Annotated in this window: 11 protein-coding genes; 5 read left to right on the forward strand and 6 right to left on the reverse strand. The window is 38.6% G+C overall.

The features are described 5' to 3' along the window. Nucleotides 1–59: 59 nt before the first annotated feature. Genes ribD through ribH form a run of 4 tightly spaced genes read left to right on the forward strand, consistent with a single transcriptional unit; the run spans nucleotide 60 to nucleotide 3531 of the window. Nucleotides 60–1178 (forward strand): bifunctional diaminohydroxyphosphoribosylaminopyrimidine deaminase/5-amino-6-(5-phosphoribosylamino)uracil reductase RibD, encoded by a 1119-nt coding sequence (gene ribD / locus NST02_RS19125; RefSeq protein ID WP_340949589.1) that lies wholly within the window; start codon nucleotides 60–62, stop codon nucleotides 1176–1178. Next, nucleotides 1160–1798: a riboflavin synthase gene (ribE, locus tag NST02_RS19130; RefSeq protein WP_340949590.1), complete on the forward strand. Its 639-nt coding sequence runs from the start codon at nucleotides 1160–1162 to the stop codon at nucleotides 1796–1798. The genes ribD and ribE overlap by 19 nt, the downstream gene beginning before the upstream one ends. 27 nt (nucleotides 1799–1825) lie before the next feature. After that, a complete protein-coding gene (locus NST02_RS19135; RefSeq protein ID WP_137743656.1) occupies nucleotides 1826–3022 on the forward strand; it encodes a bifunctional 3,4-dihydroxy-2-butanone-4-phosphate synthase/GTP cyclohydrolase II in 1197 nt (398 codons plus the stop codon). Nucleotides 3023–3063: 41 nt separating this feature from the next. Then, nucleotides 3064–3531: a 6,7-dimethyl-8-ribityllumazine synthase gene (ribH, locus tag NST02_RS19140; RefSeq protein ID WP_095309460.1), complete on the forward strand. Its 468-nt coding sequence runs from the start codon at nucleotides 3064–3066 to the stop codon at nucleotides 3529–3531. Nucleotides 3532–3852: 321 nt separating this feature from the next. Here ribH and NST02_RS19145 read toward each other — a convergent pair whose 3' ends face one another. After that, the gene (locus NST02_RS19145) at nucleotides 3853–5676 is read right to left on the reverse strand and encodes a YhgE/Pip domain-containing protein (RefSeq protein ID WP_340949591.1); all 1824 of its coding nucleotides are present in this window, start codon (nucleotides 5674–5676) and stop codon (nucleotides 3853–3855) included. Between the two features lie 2 nt (nucleotides 5677–5678). Continuing rightward, on the reverse strand, nucleotides 5679–7736 hold the full coding sequence (locus NST02_RS19150) for an efflux RND transporter permease subunit (protein ID WP_095309456.1): 2058 nt from the start codon (nucleotides 7734–7736) through the stop codon (nucleotides 5679–5681). Nucleotides 7737–7888: 152 nt separating this feature from the next. On the opposite strand from NST02_RS19150, the gene NST02_RS19155 reads away from it, so the two are divergent. Further along, entirely contained in the window at nucleotides 7889–8455 is a 567-nt protein-coding gene (locus NST02_RS19155; protein ID WP_095309454.1) for a TetR/AcrR family transcriptional regulator, read from the forward strand. 388 nt (nucleotides 8456–8843) lie between these two features. On the opposite strand, the gene argH is transcribed toward NST02_RS19155, so the two are convergent. Genes argH through NST02_RS19175 form a run of 4 tightly spaced genes read right to left on the reverse strand, consistent with a single transcriptional unit; the run spans nucleotide 8844 to nucleotide 13947 of the window. Beyond that, nucleotides 8844–10367 (reverse strand): argininosuccinate lyase, encoded by a 1524-nt coding sequence (gene argH / locus NST02_RS19160; protein WP_095309452.1) that lies wholly within the window; start codon nucleotides 10365–10367, stop codon nucleotides 8844–8846. 26 nt (nucleotides 10368–10393) lie between these two features. Next, nucleotides 10394–11122 carry a creatininase family protein gene (locus NST02_RS19165; protein ID WP_095309450.1) on the reverse strand — a complete coding sequence of 243 codons (729 nt, stop codon included), beginning with the start codon at nucleotides 11120–11122 and terminating at the stop codon, nucleotides 10394–10396. 15 nt (nucleotides 11123–11137) lie between these two features. After that, nucleotides 11138–12865, reverse strand: coding sequence for an ABC transporter permease (locus NST02_RS19170; protein WP_212933903.1), 1728 nt, complete (start codon nucleotides 12863–12865; stop codon nucleotides 11138–11140). Between the two features lie 11 nt (nucleotides 12866–12876). Continuing rightward, complete coding sequence (locus NST02_RS19175; RefSeq protein WP_095309445.1) at nucleotides 12877–13947, reverse strand: ABC transporter ATP-binding protein; 1071 nt, start codon at nucleotides 13945–13947, stop codon at nucleotides 12877–12879. Between the last annotated feature and the right edge of the window lie 66 nt (nucleotides 13948–14013).

Consider the following 14013-nt stretch of genomic DNA (forward strand, 5'->3'; position numbering starts at 1 on the left):
AAGGGATATTTTCGTTTCAATGGAGAATTTTTTATAGAAAGGGGCAACTTTACTTTAAAATGAATGATTGTGAATATATGAACATAGCACTTTCTTTAGCTCGTGCTACTTTGGGTCAAACAAGTCCCAATCCTAGTGTCGGTGCCGTGTTGGTGAAGGATGGAAGATTAGTAGGCACCGGTGTACACCTAAAAGCTGGTACTCCTCATGCAGAGGTTCATGCAATACATTCTGCAGGCAACGATGCAAAAGGAGCAGTCATGTATGTTACTCTTGAGCCTTGTAGCCACTATGGGAAAACCGCACCGTGTGCTGATCTGATCATTCAAACAGGGATTAAAAAAGTATTTATTGCAACGCTAGACCCAAATCCTCTTGTTTCAGGCAAAGGAATTGAGAAGCTTATTCAGGCTGGAATTGAGGTAGAAGTCGGTTTATGCGAGGAAAAAGCGCTACAACTTAACGAGAAATTTTTTCACTTTATCCAAACGAACACTCCATTCGTAACGATTAAAGCAGGCATTTCATTTGATGGAAAAACAGCAACTAAAACAGGAGATAGCAAATGGATAACCTCTCCTGAATCACGTCAAGATGTCCATCAGCTTCGCCATGAGCATGATGGAATTTTAGTAGGAATCAACACGATCCTACAAGATAACCCTCTTTTAACCACCAGACGACCCCAAGGTGGAAAAAATCCCATTCGAATTGTTTTAGACTCTGAACTAAAAATACCCATGTCAGCACAGGTTATACAAGATCGTTCAGCAAGGACATTCATTTTTACAGGAAAGCAAATTAATATCGAGCGAAAAAAAGAGCTCGAAGATCAAGGAATCACTATTTTTACACAAAATAATGCTCAAGTTTCCATTAAAGAAGTTTTGACTACATTAGGTGAATTAAACATCATGTCCGTTTTAGTAGAAGGCGGCTCAGAAGTTCATGCCTCCTTTTTGTCAGAAAATGCTTTTCAGCAAGTTGTAGCTTATATCGCTCCGAAAATCATTGGCGGCAGAAATGCGATTCCTTTTATTAGTGGTGTTGGTGCCGAGCTAGTAGAGAATGGAATGCAGCTTCAGTTCATTGCCGTCGATCAGCTTGGATCAGATATCAAAATCACAGCAAAACCTCTTACAAAGGAGGAACCTGTCTTATGTTTACCGGAATCATAGAAGAATTGGGAAGGATTGAAAGCATTCAATCTAAAGGAAATACTCTCATTCTTGCCATTCAAGGAAAAAGGGTGCTTGAAGGCTTAAACATCGGGGATAGTATTTCCGTAAATGGCGTCTGTTTAACCGTCACAAATTTTAGCCAGACTTCCTTTTTTGTTGATGTCATGCCTGAAACATTTAAAAGCACCTCTTTATCTATGTTGCAAAGAGGCTCTTTAGTGAATCTAGAACGTGCACTTGCAGCAAACGGACGATTCGGAGGACATTTTGTGACTGGACATGTAGATACCGTTGGACAAATTTCGAAAAGAGAACAAAAGGAAAACGCCATTTACATTGAGCTTACTTTCCCAAATCAATTCAACCATCTCGCCTTATATAAAGGTTCAATTGCTCTTGACGGTACATCATTAACGATATTTGGGAATGAGCATAATCGATTAACAGTTTCTCTTATCCCTCATACAGTTAAGGAAAGTGTAGTTGGGCTTAAAAAAATCGGTGATCAGGTCAATATTGAATTCGATATGATTGGAAAATATTTATTTTCATTTTTTCAATCAAAAGAAATAAAGCGGGTTTCCATTGATTTACTAAAGGAAAATGGTTTTATGTAGCTTTGCCATGAAAGGAGGAATAAATTGATGTTCCATTCAATCGAGGATGCATTAGTAGATTTAAAGGAAGGAAAAATGATTATTGTTTGTGATGATGAAGATCGCGAAAATGAAGGAGATTTACTTGGTTTAGCAGAATTTGCAACACCGGAAATGATTAATTTCATGGCAAAGGAAGGACGCGGACTCATATGTGTTCCCCTTGCAGAATCCACTGCGAAGAAGCTTAAACTTCAGCCAATGGTTGAAAATAACACTGATAATCATGAGACCGCCTTTACCGTCAGTGTTGATCATATAAATACAACAACAGGAATCAGTGCCTATGAACGAGCATTGACAGTGAAAAAACTAATTGATGACAACTCCCTTCCACATGATTTCAGAAGGCCAGGTCATATTTTTCCCCTTATCGCCAAGGAGGGAGGAGTTTTGTGTCGAGCTGGACATACAGAAGCAGCTATTGATTTAGCTAGATTAGCAAATTCTAAACAAGCAGGCATCATTTGTGAAGTGATGAATAATGACGGAACAATGGCACGAGTTGACGATCTAATGCTATTGGCGGATAAATTCGACTTGAAAATAATTACAATAAAAGAATTGATAAAGTATCGACTTGAACACGATTCAGTAATCGAACGTCATGTTGAAATACATCTCCCTACCAAATTTGGAGAATTTGAAGCAATTGGCTTTACAAGTAAAACAGATAACAAGGAACATGTCGCCCTGATAAAAGGGAATATTCGGGAAGATGAATCAATTCTTGTAAGAGTGCATTCAGAATGTTTAACAGGTGACGTATTTGGGTCAAATCGCTGTGATTGTGGTCCGCAACTACATGCTGCTCTGGAACAAATTGAGAAGGAAGGCCGCGGAATTCTACTTTATATGAGACAGGAAGGCAGAGGCATTGGACTCATAAATAAATTAAGAGCTTACAAACTTCAAGAACAAGGTTATGACACCGTCGAAGCTAATCAGAAACTGGGTTTCCAAGCTGATTTAAGAAATTATGGAACCAGTGCGCAAATCTTGCGAAATCTCGGTGTTCGAAAGCTGCGTTTATTAACAAATAACCCACGAAAGATCGCAGGTCTTGCAGGTTTAGGTTTAGAAGTAGTGGAACAAATTCCCCTGCAAATGCCAACAAAAAAAGAAAATGTAAGCTACTTAAAAACGAAGCAAGAAAAACTTGGACATTTACTATCCATTGATTAACTTGAACACATATTTTAAATTTTTATAGGAGTGAATCGATCATGGCAAAAATACTTGAAGGAAATTTAGTCGGTACTGGATTGAAAATTGGAATCGTTGTATCTCGTTTCAATGAATTTATTACGAGTAAACTATTGGCTGGAGCCGAGGATGGATTAATAAGGCATGGTGTTAAGGATGAAGATATTACCGTAATGTGGGTACCTGGAGCCTTTGAAATCCCTCTCGCTGCTAAAAAATTAGCTGACCAAAGAATCTTTGATGCGATTATCACCCTTGGAACAGTCATTAGAGGAGCAACACCTCACTTCGAATATGTCAGCAGTGAAGTCGCAAAAGGTGTTGCCGCTACTGGAATGCAAAGTGGTACACCGATTATCTTTGGTGTCCTTACTACAGATTCAATTGAACAAGCGATCGAAAGAGCCGGAACAAAAGCGGGTAACAAAGGCTATGAAGCAGCTGTTGGAGCCATTGAAATGGGAAATCTTTATCAGCATTTCAATTAAACGATTTTCAGCTTTCGAGAAAGATGCCATCGAATAAGTATAGCTATGGTATTTAACAAGAAATTTATGGGGATTTTAAAGTCGATTGTGGAGCTCCACGTAAAAACACGGACTTGACGTTCAAATGAGCTGTTTATTATCAGTTTTATTCGAGTACCTTTTATTGTTGCAGTGCTTTGTGAATAATTGCGGCTCTCCCTTATATCGCCTTAGCTCAAAAAGAAAGTGGAGAGAAAGAAATCTTTTATCTCCACTTTCTTTTACTATATTGAATGAAGGCTTCTCAATTCGTGCCTTCGAATTTAAACTCATATCATTTGATTACTTAAAAAGTTTTAACAAACGAGCCCAGAATCCTTGTGGTTCTTCCTCCAATTCTTCAACCTTTTCAGGTTCCTCATATTTAATGCTTTCTGTTTTTAAAACAAATTGGACAGAATTGATGTTTTCATTTTCCCCTGACATGAAAGATACGGCTTCAAAGTCAGACTTATCGTATTCAGCCATCATTTGCTCAACTTCTTCCTTCATTTGCTCTGGAATATTACTTGTCGCATCTTTTAGATCCCCAGTACCGTCGTGGAGCCCACTGACACCACTTTCTAATTCGCCGGTCCCAGTTGACAAATCAGCAATACCACTATTGAGCATGCCGTATGAGCTTGATAATTGACTTACCCCACCTGCATAACCGACTAATCCAGAGTGGAATTTTTTATAATTCGCTGAAAGATCGCTAATTCCTTTTTGTAATAGAACAAATGAATCTGCCATATCGTTATTTTCTAGGGAAGAAGAAATTCCTTTTGCCATTGTTTCAAGATGCGTCGTTATCTCTAGAAGACCTCCACTAACCTGTTCTAATGTAGAATTCACCCCATCAAAAGCAGCTTTGACAGCTGTATAAGTGCCTTTTGCTTTAAGTGCGGCAGAATAGGTATCCAGCAATCGGTCTAATACATCGGGATCAGCACCGCTACCATATAGCTCTTGGATTTGTGCTTCGGAAATTTCTTGTGCTGGAATAGCATTCATCGCACCATCTAAAGTTTGGTATGAAATAGCGTAATTTTTCTTTAGCGTAGCTAAACCTGTTGACGTTTTTTTTAATCTTCCCGCTATTTGGTGCAGTCCATCTTGAAGCTTTTTCAATTCCCCAAGGTCCATCTCTTCTGAATTACTGCTTAACGATCGATTCAACATTACAAGAGCTTCATTAATTTGCTTTGACGCATCAATTAATGAAGAGGATGAAGCGGCGACTGCCTTCATTCCATCTTGATATTGTTCAGAACCCGTACGGAGCTCTTTCACTCCTGAATTTATTTGTGAGACACCTGTATCAAGTTCTCCAACTCCATTATGGAGCTCTTCAATTGCATCTGTTAGGGATTCCATGTCACCGACCATTTCATCGATATCTGGGGAATCAATGGCCATTGATGATGGAACTGCTGATATATCGATGCCTTCTAGTTCAAAGCCTTGAACATCAGCTTCAACGAGGAAGTCCCCTTCTTTTTCAGGCATCACTGTAAAGGTGATTTGCTTGTTTTTTCCCGCATTTGCAATCATCCCATCTTGTGCCACAATATTTCGATAAATCTCTAAATCTAAAGAAAGTGAAACCTGCAATAAATAGTTTTGGAAAAATATAGGGTCTACTTCCTCATTGGCATTTGTCTGAACCCTGATTTGAACATGCCCGTCTTTTCCGGCAAGCTCATCAGGGGAAATCATTTTTCCATCTAACAGATAAGACACGGAAACATTCCATGGTAAGGATTGTTCATCAATATTTCCTTGATAATAAAATTTTCCCTTAGGGGCAACAAATTCAACTGCACCATTTTGCTGTTCGAGCTCGGCTAAATCCGTTAAATTTTTCAAATGAGAATAACGCCCAAAATCAACTACTTTCCCCGCCTGTTCTACATCCAAAATATTGACGACATAAATCTCTTGTCTTTCACCCGTAGCACTTAGCTTTGCATAAACAACTTCATCCTTTGAAGAGACAGTGCCCTCCCTTGAAGAAACATCGTCTTCCGACTTATTTGAATTTGCAGCAGCCGTTACAAGAAATGAAGGAAGCAATAAAAGAAGCGCTACAAAGACAAATAAAATTTTCTTTATTTTCCTCATCATCATTGCTCCTTATGAAAATTTGCTTTCCAAGTGGTTTTTATAATCAATTTGTCAAAAAGCACCAGCATCGCAGGTAAGAAAAATACAACTAAAATAAACGCAAGCAATGCTCCTCGACCTAACAATAGCCCAATGGAAGCAACAATTGGATTAGTCGACGTAATCCATAAAATGAAGCCTACACTTGATAAAATCGAAGCGGAAACTCCAATCGAGAATATTTTATCATCAATTGTTTTTCTGACCGCTTGAAAGACGTTCATTTCCTTTCGATAATCTCTATACGCATCTGTTAACAAAATGGCATAATCAATCGTTGCTGCTAACTGAATAATACTAATAAGTAAATATCCCACATACTGAAGTGGTGAATCTGTAAAATATGGAACCGATAAATTAATCCATACAGATGTCTGAATCGTGAGAAGCAATATTACTGGAATCGAAATTGAACGGAATGTGACAAATAAAACCAAAGCAACAGTTCCAATCGTTAATAGATTAACTAACTTATTGTCCTTTTCGACTGTCGTTTTGATGTCATACAAGGTCACGCTTTCCCCAACAAGATAGACATCTTCTTCATAATGCTCATCGGCTGCCTGTTGTACTTTTTCAATTAGCTGAAACGCTTCTTTTCCTTCATTTTTTGTTTCGGTTTGCAAGATGATTCGACTATAATTCTCGGAATAAAATTGTTCCGTAATAGCTGGATCTAAGTACTCAGGAGGAATCGCCGCACTGACTGTGTTGACATAAGCAAGAACACTTGTTACATGCTTGAGTTCCTCTAAATCATGTACAAGCTCTTCTTCTTTGACAACGTCCCCTTTTGGAACGAGTAAAACAATCGGCGTACTCTCGCCAAACTCTTCTTTAATTTTCACAATATCGGCACCCGTCCTGGTTGTCTCCGGTTGCTCTCCAATGCCGTATGTAAAATCTGTTTTACTTTGTGCTAAGAAGGCTGGGACAATCAATAAAAGAACAAAAATAAAACTTACTAGCCTAACTTTAACAACCCCATTTCCCATTTTTTTAAAGCTAGGGAGTAAAGGTTTGTGCTGTGTTTTATCAATCCATTTATAAAAAAGAAGCGTAAGCGCTGGTAAAAATACCATAACACTTATGAAGCTTAAAAGAATTCCTTTGACTAAATTAATTCCTAAGTCTGAGCCGATTTCGAATTCCATAAAGGACAGTGCTATAAACCCAAAAAAGGTAGTGGCCGCACTGGCAGCAATGGCAGAAAAGGATTTTTTCATCGCAAGCTCCATCGCTTCGTTCGGATCGGCAACTTTTTTCCGATAATCTGAAAAACTATGAAGTAGGAAAATCGCATAATCCAGTGAAACAGCTAATTGTAAAATGGGGGCCACTGACTGGGTAACGAAAGAAACTTCCCCAAGAAAAAAGTTGGTTCCCATATTAATTAAGACTGATATACCGATTGCCGTTAAGAAAAACAGTGGCTCTATCCATGAAGTGGTCGATACAACCAAAATGATAATGATAATTGGAACTAATAACATGGCTGCAAACATCGATTCTTTTCCTGCCATCGTTTGTTGGGTTGCAGTATTCACCGATTCACCGGCAAGGGCATTTTCTTCCCCGATAAGGTCGTAAATGGCTTGCGTCACCTGGACTTCATCACCTGGACGGATACTGAATAAATATATCGCTGTATCATTTTTATAATATGTTTCCACTGTTTTAGGCTCAGCCATTTCGAGCGGTGATTTAATATCAACCGCATCATCCAACCAAGTCACATCAAAGACACCATCAATTGCAGACAGCTGTTTTTTAAAAGTAAGCGCTTCTTGGAGCGTTACGTCTTTCACCATGACCCGATTGGATGGAACACCACCCTCGAATTCCTGCTCCATAATGTCCAACGCGATTGTTGAGCCAGCATCCTTTGGCAAATAATCCTTCATATCGTAATTAACCGATACTGTAAAAAGTGCAAAGGTAGATATTATGGTCAGGATCATAAAAGTAATCGCAACGGATTTTTTATGTTTAATAACTCGTGCTGCAATGTTTATCATCCCTCACCTCTCTTGCCATTTTTTTATATTCACCATATCATTATAGAAACAGGGTGTTGCCTATTCAATAATCAGTTTAACAACATCTGTAATTTTTCCAACACATTTAATAATTGTGTTGGGAAAATCAAAAATTCAAGGAGAGTTCACTCATGAATTCCAAATTAGATCGACGCAAAAAGTATACACGCATGGCCTTAAAGCAAAGTTTGATCAAGTTATTAAAAGAAAAATCAATTTCTTCCATTACCGTAAAAGAAATTTGTGAGCTTGCTGATATTAATCGCTCAACTTTTTATGCCCATTACCTCGATCATTTCGATCTCCTCGATAAAATTGAGGAAGAAATTATTCAAGATATGGCTGGTTACCTTAACCAATGCACCTATGATAAAGACGAGGGCGATCTTCAATTGATAGAGAGATTGCTAGAATACTTCACCTCTAAGCAAGAAGTTTGCCAAGTACTTCTAGACGAAAATACGGACACCAACTTCCAGAAAAAAGTGATCACTTTTGCTCACCAAGCCTTCATGCAAAATTGGAAAGCAGTACATACGCTTGACCCCAAGCTTTCTGTTTATATAAGTACCTTTATCATAAGCGGGAGCATCGATGTCATCAGAAAATGGCTCAATAACGGAATGGATAAACCACCGAAAGAAATGGCAGAAGTGATAACTAAGCTGATAAAGAGTGGATTTTCAGGCTGTTTATGAAAATATACGTTAATGCCTTCTAATTTATTAATTTTCCGCACCTCTGAGGTTGGTGTAATTGACAAAATAAAATGCCCATCGTCTTTTAATAGCTCCCAATTTGGCTATTCTTCTTGAAAACTTCCAGTTCCATAGGCAATATCTAAAATATCGTGACCTTGTTCAACGCCCAACAATTTTTCCGTGGAAGGTCTAATCACATCGATTACTTTCTTCGCCATATAATCATCCCAATACTCGGCATTATCTTCCCATCTGTTTTTCGAGTCTTCATTAAGCTCTTTCCAGATAGTACGATTAGCTAATAAACAGGAGAATCCAAGGAAATTGTCAAATATAAAAAGAGAGTAACCGTCGGTTACCCTCTTTAGCTATAAGCTGCATCTACTTAATTTTGCGAATCCGTCCACTTTGAGGTAATGGTTTTGACGTTTAAAGCCGCTTTCGACAAATTATCTTTTCTTTCATTCAACCAAAAAATTAAATCACTTTGTTCCTTTTGTCTCACTTCAATCGTTTTTTCCATCCTCGTTGGACTTGGTCCACCTTCTAAACTGCGTATTTGTACAAAATACTCAGGGCTTAAACATTGTTTTAATTCTTCCTCCGATAAGCTGGATTGTTTGCCTACTATTTTCATAAATTGCTTGTTTAACAGTTCCAACGTTAAAGAATGTAATGTAATTTGACCACTTCTCATCAATTCTTTAACAGTGGAACTAACAACATGATGCGCCTGCCTGAAAGACAAACCGTCTTTTCTAACAATCGTGTCAGCTAACTCTGTTACATTTGCAAAGCTCTCTTGCGCCCTCTTTAAAAGAACTTCCTTGTTTACTTCCATTGTCAATAATACAGAGGTCAACAATTCATAAATGCCGCCCAATTTCTCAACAGCTTTCCAAATATAGGGCTGCATATCGTCTTCCGTATCTACAATATCGCCAAATGGAGTATTATGAACCATTAACAAGACTGTTTGGCAATCTCCCGCCACGCTTGATAACAATGCTCTCATATGTTCCATCGAAACAGGGTTTCTTTTTTGTGGCATAATAGAGCTAATTTGCACATATGGAGCAGAAAGGAGAAAAGCACCGTACTCTTGCGTTCCCCATAGTAGAAAATCCTGCATCGACCTTCCTAAATTCAATGCTGATAATTGAACCGATGTTGCAGTTTCAGCAATATAATCGGCTCCAGCTACTGCATCCCATGCATTATCAATCACCTCTTCGAACCCTAACAGCTCCTTCATCCGTTCCCGATTAATGGCAAAGCCTGATGTTGTAAGTGCGGCCGCCCCCATACTGCTGCGATTAACTGTCCTAAAAGCTGCCTGCATTCGCTGAATATCTCGTGTCAGTACATCTGTCATGGCATTTAAATAGTGACTTAACGTGGTTGGCTGCGCTTGCTGTGTATGGGTATAGCCAATCATTACCGTTTCCTTATGCTCCTCCGTTAATTCAATAAGTGCTTCACGCAGTTTTATCGCCTTTTCAATTAAAACTAGTAATTTTGTTCGTAACGTCATTCTATAAATCGCAATTCCCATGTCATTTCGACTTCTAGCAATATGGAGATTTCCCGCAATATCTCCTGCTTCTTCAATTAAAGAATGCTCTACTTCAAAAAATAAATCTTCAAATTCTCCCGTGTAACTGCTCAACTTTATCGTTTCAACATCTAGCTTCTGTACAGCTTTCGCAATCTTCTTCGCTTCGGCATCTTCAATAATTCCTTGCTCAACTAACATAATTAAATGTGCATAGTGAATTTCTAACATAGAGTCAATAAATTGTGTCTTCGCCTCATCATAAGCTGGTTCAAGTACCATTGACATATACGTTTTTGAAGGAAAGACTGCTCCTTCCTTATTGATGACCTGTTCCCTTAGCACTGATTTCATTATAGTCAATCCCTTCTTGTCTACTATTAGTAAAGCCAATTTTTAATTAACTCGTTTAAATTAGTGCTAGCTTTATGGACAATTTTTCTTCCCTTGTCTTCACTTATTTGTTGAATTAAACCAGTATAACCATCCCATGAAACAGGGGTTCCCTCAACTAAAATATAGGGATGATCCGAAAGCGGAGTTTGTTCCTTAAACTCCTCGTCCCCTTGCTCCACTTCCACTAAATCTGGACGAAAGGCTTTAACTGCTGACATTTCAAAAGGACCGCCATGTCCCCGTCCTTTAGTTCCCTCAAATCCTATTTCTTTCGCATCATCAACGGCCACCATCTGCCACCAATTCACCAATAATATACTTGCATCAGTATGTTGCCCAGTCACATACTCTGCTACCGTTCGCGATAAGCCCATATTGCCATCATGGGCATTTAACAAAATAACTTTCTTAATTCCCTGCTCAAGGATTCCAACAACAATATCTATTAAATACTCCTGCATGACACTGGGACGAATCGTCAACGTCCCTTTGTACTTATTCGTTTTTCCAGGACACGCCGTGTAAGGTACTGTTGGATAAATGGCTCCACCTAAGCTAGGATCAATCAAATCTGCAAACCCTTCTGCTAATACAATATCAGTCCCTAATGGAGAATGAGGGCCATGGTATTCAAAGCTACCCAATGGGACAACAGCAAAAGGTGCCTGCTCAAGCAGATAAAGATCTCTTCCGTGAATATCACTTGCTTTCATAAACTTCTCTCCTTTTTATATGGCAGCTCCTGCTTTTCCGTCGGTCAACTTTTGTGAGATAAAGAGAACGAGAACGATTAACACAATTTGTAGTACCCCGTATGCACATGCAGTTCCAAATTGAAATGCGTACATTTTCTGGAATATGGCAACTGATAATGGCATGGTAGAGGTACTGTAAATTAAGATAGAAGCAACAAATTCACCAATTCCCTGAACAAGAGCGAGCAATGTTCCTGCTAGAATTCCAGAAAAAGCCATTGGCATGACAACCCGCCTAAAGGTGTACCACCAATTTGCTCCTAAGCTGCGAGCTGCTTCTTCGACTGATTCGTCCATTTGCATTAATGCAGCAGACGTGGAGCGGAATATTAACGGCAGGTGCCGGACAAAGTATGCTAATGGCAAAATCCAAAATGTCCCAATTAAAACTTGGTTAAAGCTAAAAACATTAGGTTCACTGAAAGCAGCGATTAAATTAACAGCAACAACAGTACCCGGAAGGGCCCATGGAACCATAATTAAAATATCAAGAAACACTTTCCCTTTAAATCTCATTCGTACAAGTGCATATGCTGCGGCAACACCGAAAAGAATATTGCCTGCCGTTGCGACAAAGCTCATCTGCAGACTATTCCATATCGGACGCCAGGTGCGCTCATCTGTAAATAGATCAATATAATGCTGCAATGTATAGCTTGTCGGGATAATTTGAACAGTCCATTCTCCATCAACTGAAAAAGAGATCAACACAAGCACTAGAATTGGAAGCATTAAGATAATGACACCGATAAAAGAAAAAGCCATCGATAAGTATTTTGCCAACTGTGAACGCAATTCGGTTCGATGAACGCCGATGCCCTTACTCTGATTCTGAAAATTACGTCTGCCCTGATACCATCTCATCAGAATCAAAAAGGAAATCGAAACAATCGAAAGAATGGTAGATTGAGTAGCTGCCATATCAAGATTCCCATTCGTCCTCGACAAGTAAATTTGCATCGTCATTGTTCTATCAACACCAAACATTAATGGTGCAGTGTACGAAGCCATGGATATCATAAAGACAAGTAAGGAAGAAGCCACAAGTGATGGCGTCAACATTGGTAAAATTACTTTAAGCCAAATGCGAATTCTCCCTGAGCCTAAGCTTGTTGCTGCTTCTTCTAAGGAGGGATCCAATCCTTTAATCGCTGCTGCTGCAGTTAAATAAAAATACGTATACATGGTGAACGTATGAACAACGATCACTCCTACAACACCTTTTAAAGCAAATGGCACACTATCAAGATTAAACAATGCTTGAAAAAACCTTGGAATAATACCACTTTCTCCATATAAAAAGGTGAAAGATAAAACACCCACCAGTGGCGGCAATGCCATCGGCACTAAAATTAAAACTGATAAAATCTTTCTGCCGGGGAACTCATAACGTTCCATTAAAAAGGCCATCGTTACCCCAACAATGGCACAGGTAATAACACTAATGACCGAAATATATATACTTGTCCAAAGCGCTTCAAGATTGGCAGTACTAGTTAAGCCAAAAAAGCGTTGGTAATTTTCGAAAGTCGCACCTTCCTCAGTCATAACACTTTGGAGAAAAGTCTGATAAAAAGGATAAATTACATATGCTAAAAGCACCAAAAAAATAGGTGAAATTAAAACATAAACAAAATATTTGGATCGGGTTAACCGACTCCACCAATTTTCTTTCATAACTACATCCTGATTTCCACTCATTTTTTCACCTCCTATTCACCAATCAAGTAAATTCCGTTTACCGGAACATGGAGAGTAATCGAATCACCTCTATTAAGAATTCGGTTACCTTTATTAATAATCATTACTTTCATGATATTGGAGCCGACTTTAACAACATAATTAATACTTACTCCAGTAAATTCAACCAATTGAATCGTGCCGTGTAATTCATTCACTCCTGGACCTTCAAACACTGCCTCCGGACGAATTGAACATTTTATCTTCTCTCCAATCGTAAGCTTTTTTCCATTTGCTGACTGATCGATAGAACCTTGAACAAAAATATGATCTTCGAGCTTTACTTTCACCGAGTTTTCAATAATTTCAACCACTTCTCCATTCAGTACATTTGATTCTCCAATGAAAGAAGCAACAAAATGATTGGTTGGTTTATTATAGATCTCTTGCGGAGTTCCAATTTGTTGAACAACACCTTCTTTCATAACCATAATCCGATCGGACATGGTCATTGCTTCAGTTTGATCATGGGTAACATAGATCGTCGTTACCCCTAACTCAACCTGAAGTCTCTTAATCTCAACTCTCGTTTCCTCGCGCAATTTTGCATCTAAATTGGAAAGTGGTTCATCAAGCAAAAGAATATCTGGCTCGATTACAAGAGCACGAGCTAACGCAACACGTTGTTGTTGCCCACCTGATAGCTCATTTATTTTACGTGCACCGTATTTTTCTAGATGAACCAGTTTTTGTGCTCGTTCCACTTTCTCCTTGATTACTGCTTTGGACATTTTGCGTACTTCAAGACCAAATGCAATATTTTCAAAAACAGTCATATGTGGAAAAAGTGCATAATTTTGAAAGACCATCCCAATATTTCGTTTATTTGGCTGAAGAGTTGTTACATCACGATTATCAAAATAAATTTTTCCTTTTGTCGGAAAATAAAAACCAGCAATCATCCGTAATGTAGTTGTTTTTCCACATCCTGATGGTCCTAAAAAGGTAAAAAACTCTCCAGGTTTAACATCTATATCTACATTCTCAACGCCAACAGCTGAACCAAACATTTTACTAACAGTTTCTAGTCTTACATTTTTCAATACGAACACCTCGCTGTAATTTAGAAAGAGCAAGCACCTTCAGGAACGATCGAAAGAACACAATTT

Origin of the sequence: Robertmurraya sp. FSL W8-0741 (genome assembly GCF_038004005.1) — a bacterium.
Classification (GTDB): Bacteria; Bacillota; Bacilli; order Bacillales; family Cytobacillaceae; genus Robertmurraya; species Robertmurraya siralis.

Excerpts from the sequence above, each read along its gene's own strand:
- NST02_RS19135 (WP_137743656.1), top strand. The coding sequence starts at position 1,826 with ATGTTCCATTCAATCGAGGATGCATTAGTAGATTTAAAGGAAGGAAAA.
- ribH (WP_095309460.1), top strand. The coding sequence starts at position 3,064 with ATGGCAAAAATACTTGAAGGAAATTTAGTCGGTACTGGATTGAAAATT.
- NST02_RS19170 (WP_212933903.1), bottom strand. The coding sequence starts at position 12,865 with ATGAGTGGAAATCAGGATGTAGTTATGAAAGAAAATTGGTGGAGTCGG.
- NST02_RS19155 (WP_095309454.1), top strand. The coding sequence starts at position 7,889 with ATGAATTCCAAATTAGATCGACGCAAAAAGTATACACGCATGGCCTTA.
- NST02_RS19150 (WP_095309456.1), bottom strand. The coding sequence starts at position 7,736 with ATGATAAACATTGCAGCACGAGTTATTAAACATAAAAAATCCGTTGCG.
- NST02_RS19145 (WP_340949591.1), bottom strand. The coding sequence starts at position 5,676 with ATGAGGAAAATAAAGAAAATTTTATTTGTCTTTGTAGCGCTTCTTTTA.
- argH (WP_095309452.1), bottom strand. The coding sequence starts at position 10,367 with ATGAAATCAGTGCTAAGGGAACAGGTCATCAATAAGGAAGGAGCAGTC.
- NST02_RS19165 (WP_095309450.1), bottom strand. The coding sequence starts at position 11,122 with ATGAAAGCAAGTGATATTCACGGAAGAGATCTTTATCTGCTTGAGCAG.
- ribD (WP_340949589.1), top strand. The coding sequence starts at position 60 with ATGAATGATTGTGAATATATGAACATAGCACTTTCTTTAGCTCGTGCT.
- ribE (WP_340949590.1), top strand. The coding sequence starts at position 1,160 with ATGTTTACCGGAATCATAGAAGAATTGGGAAGGATTGAAAGCATTCAA.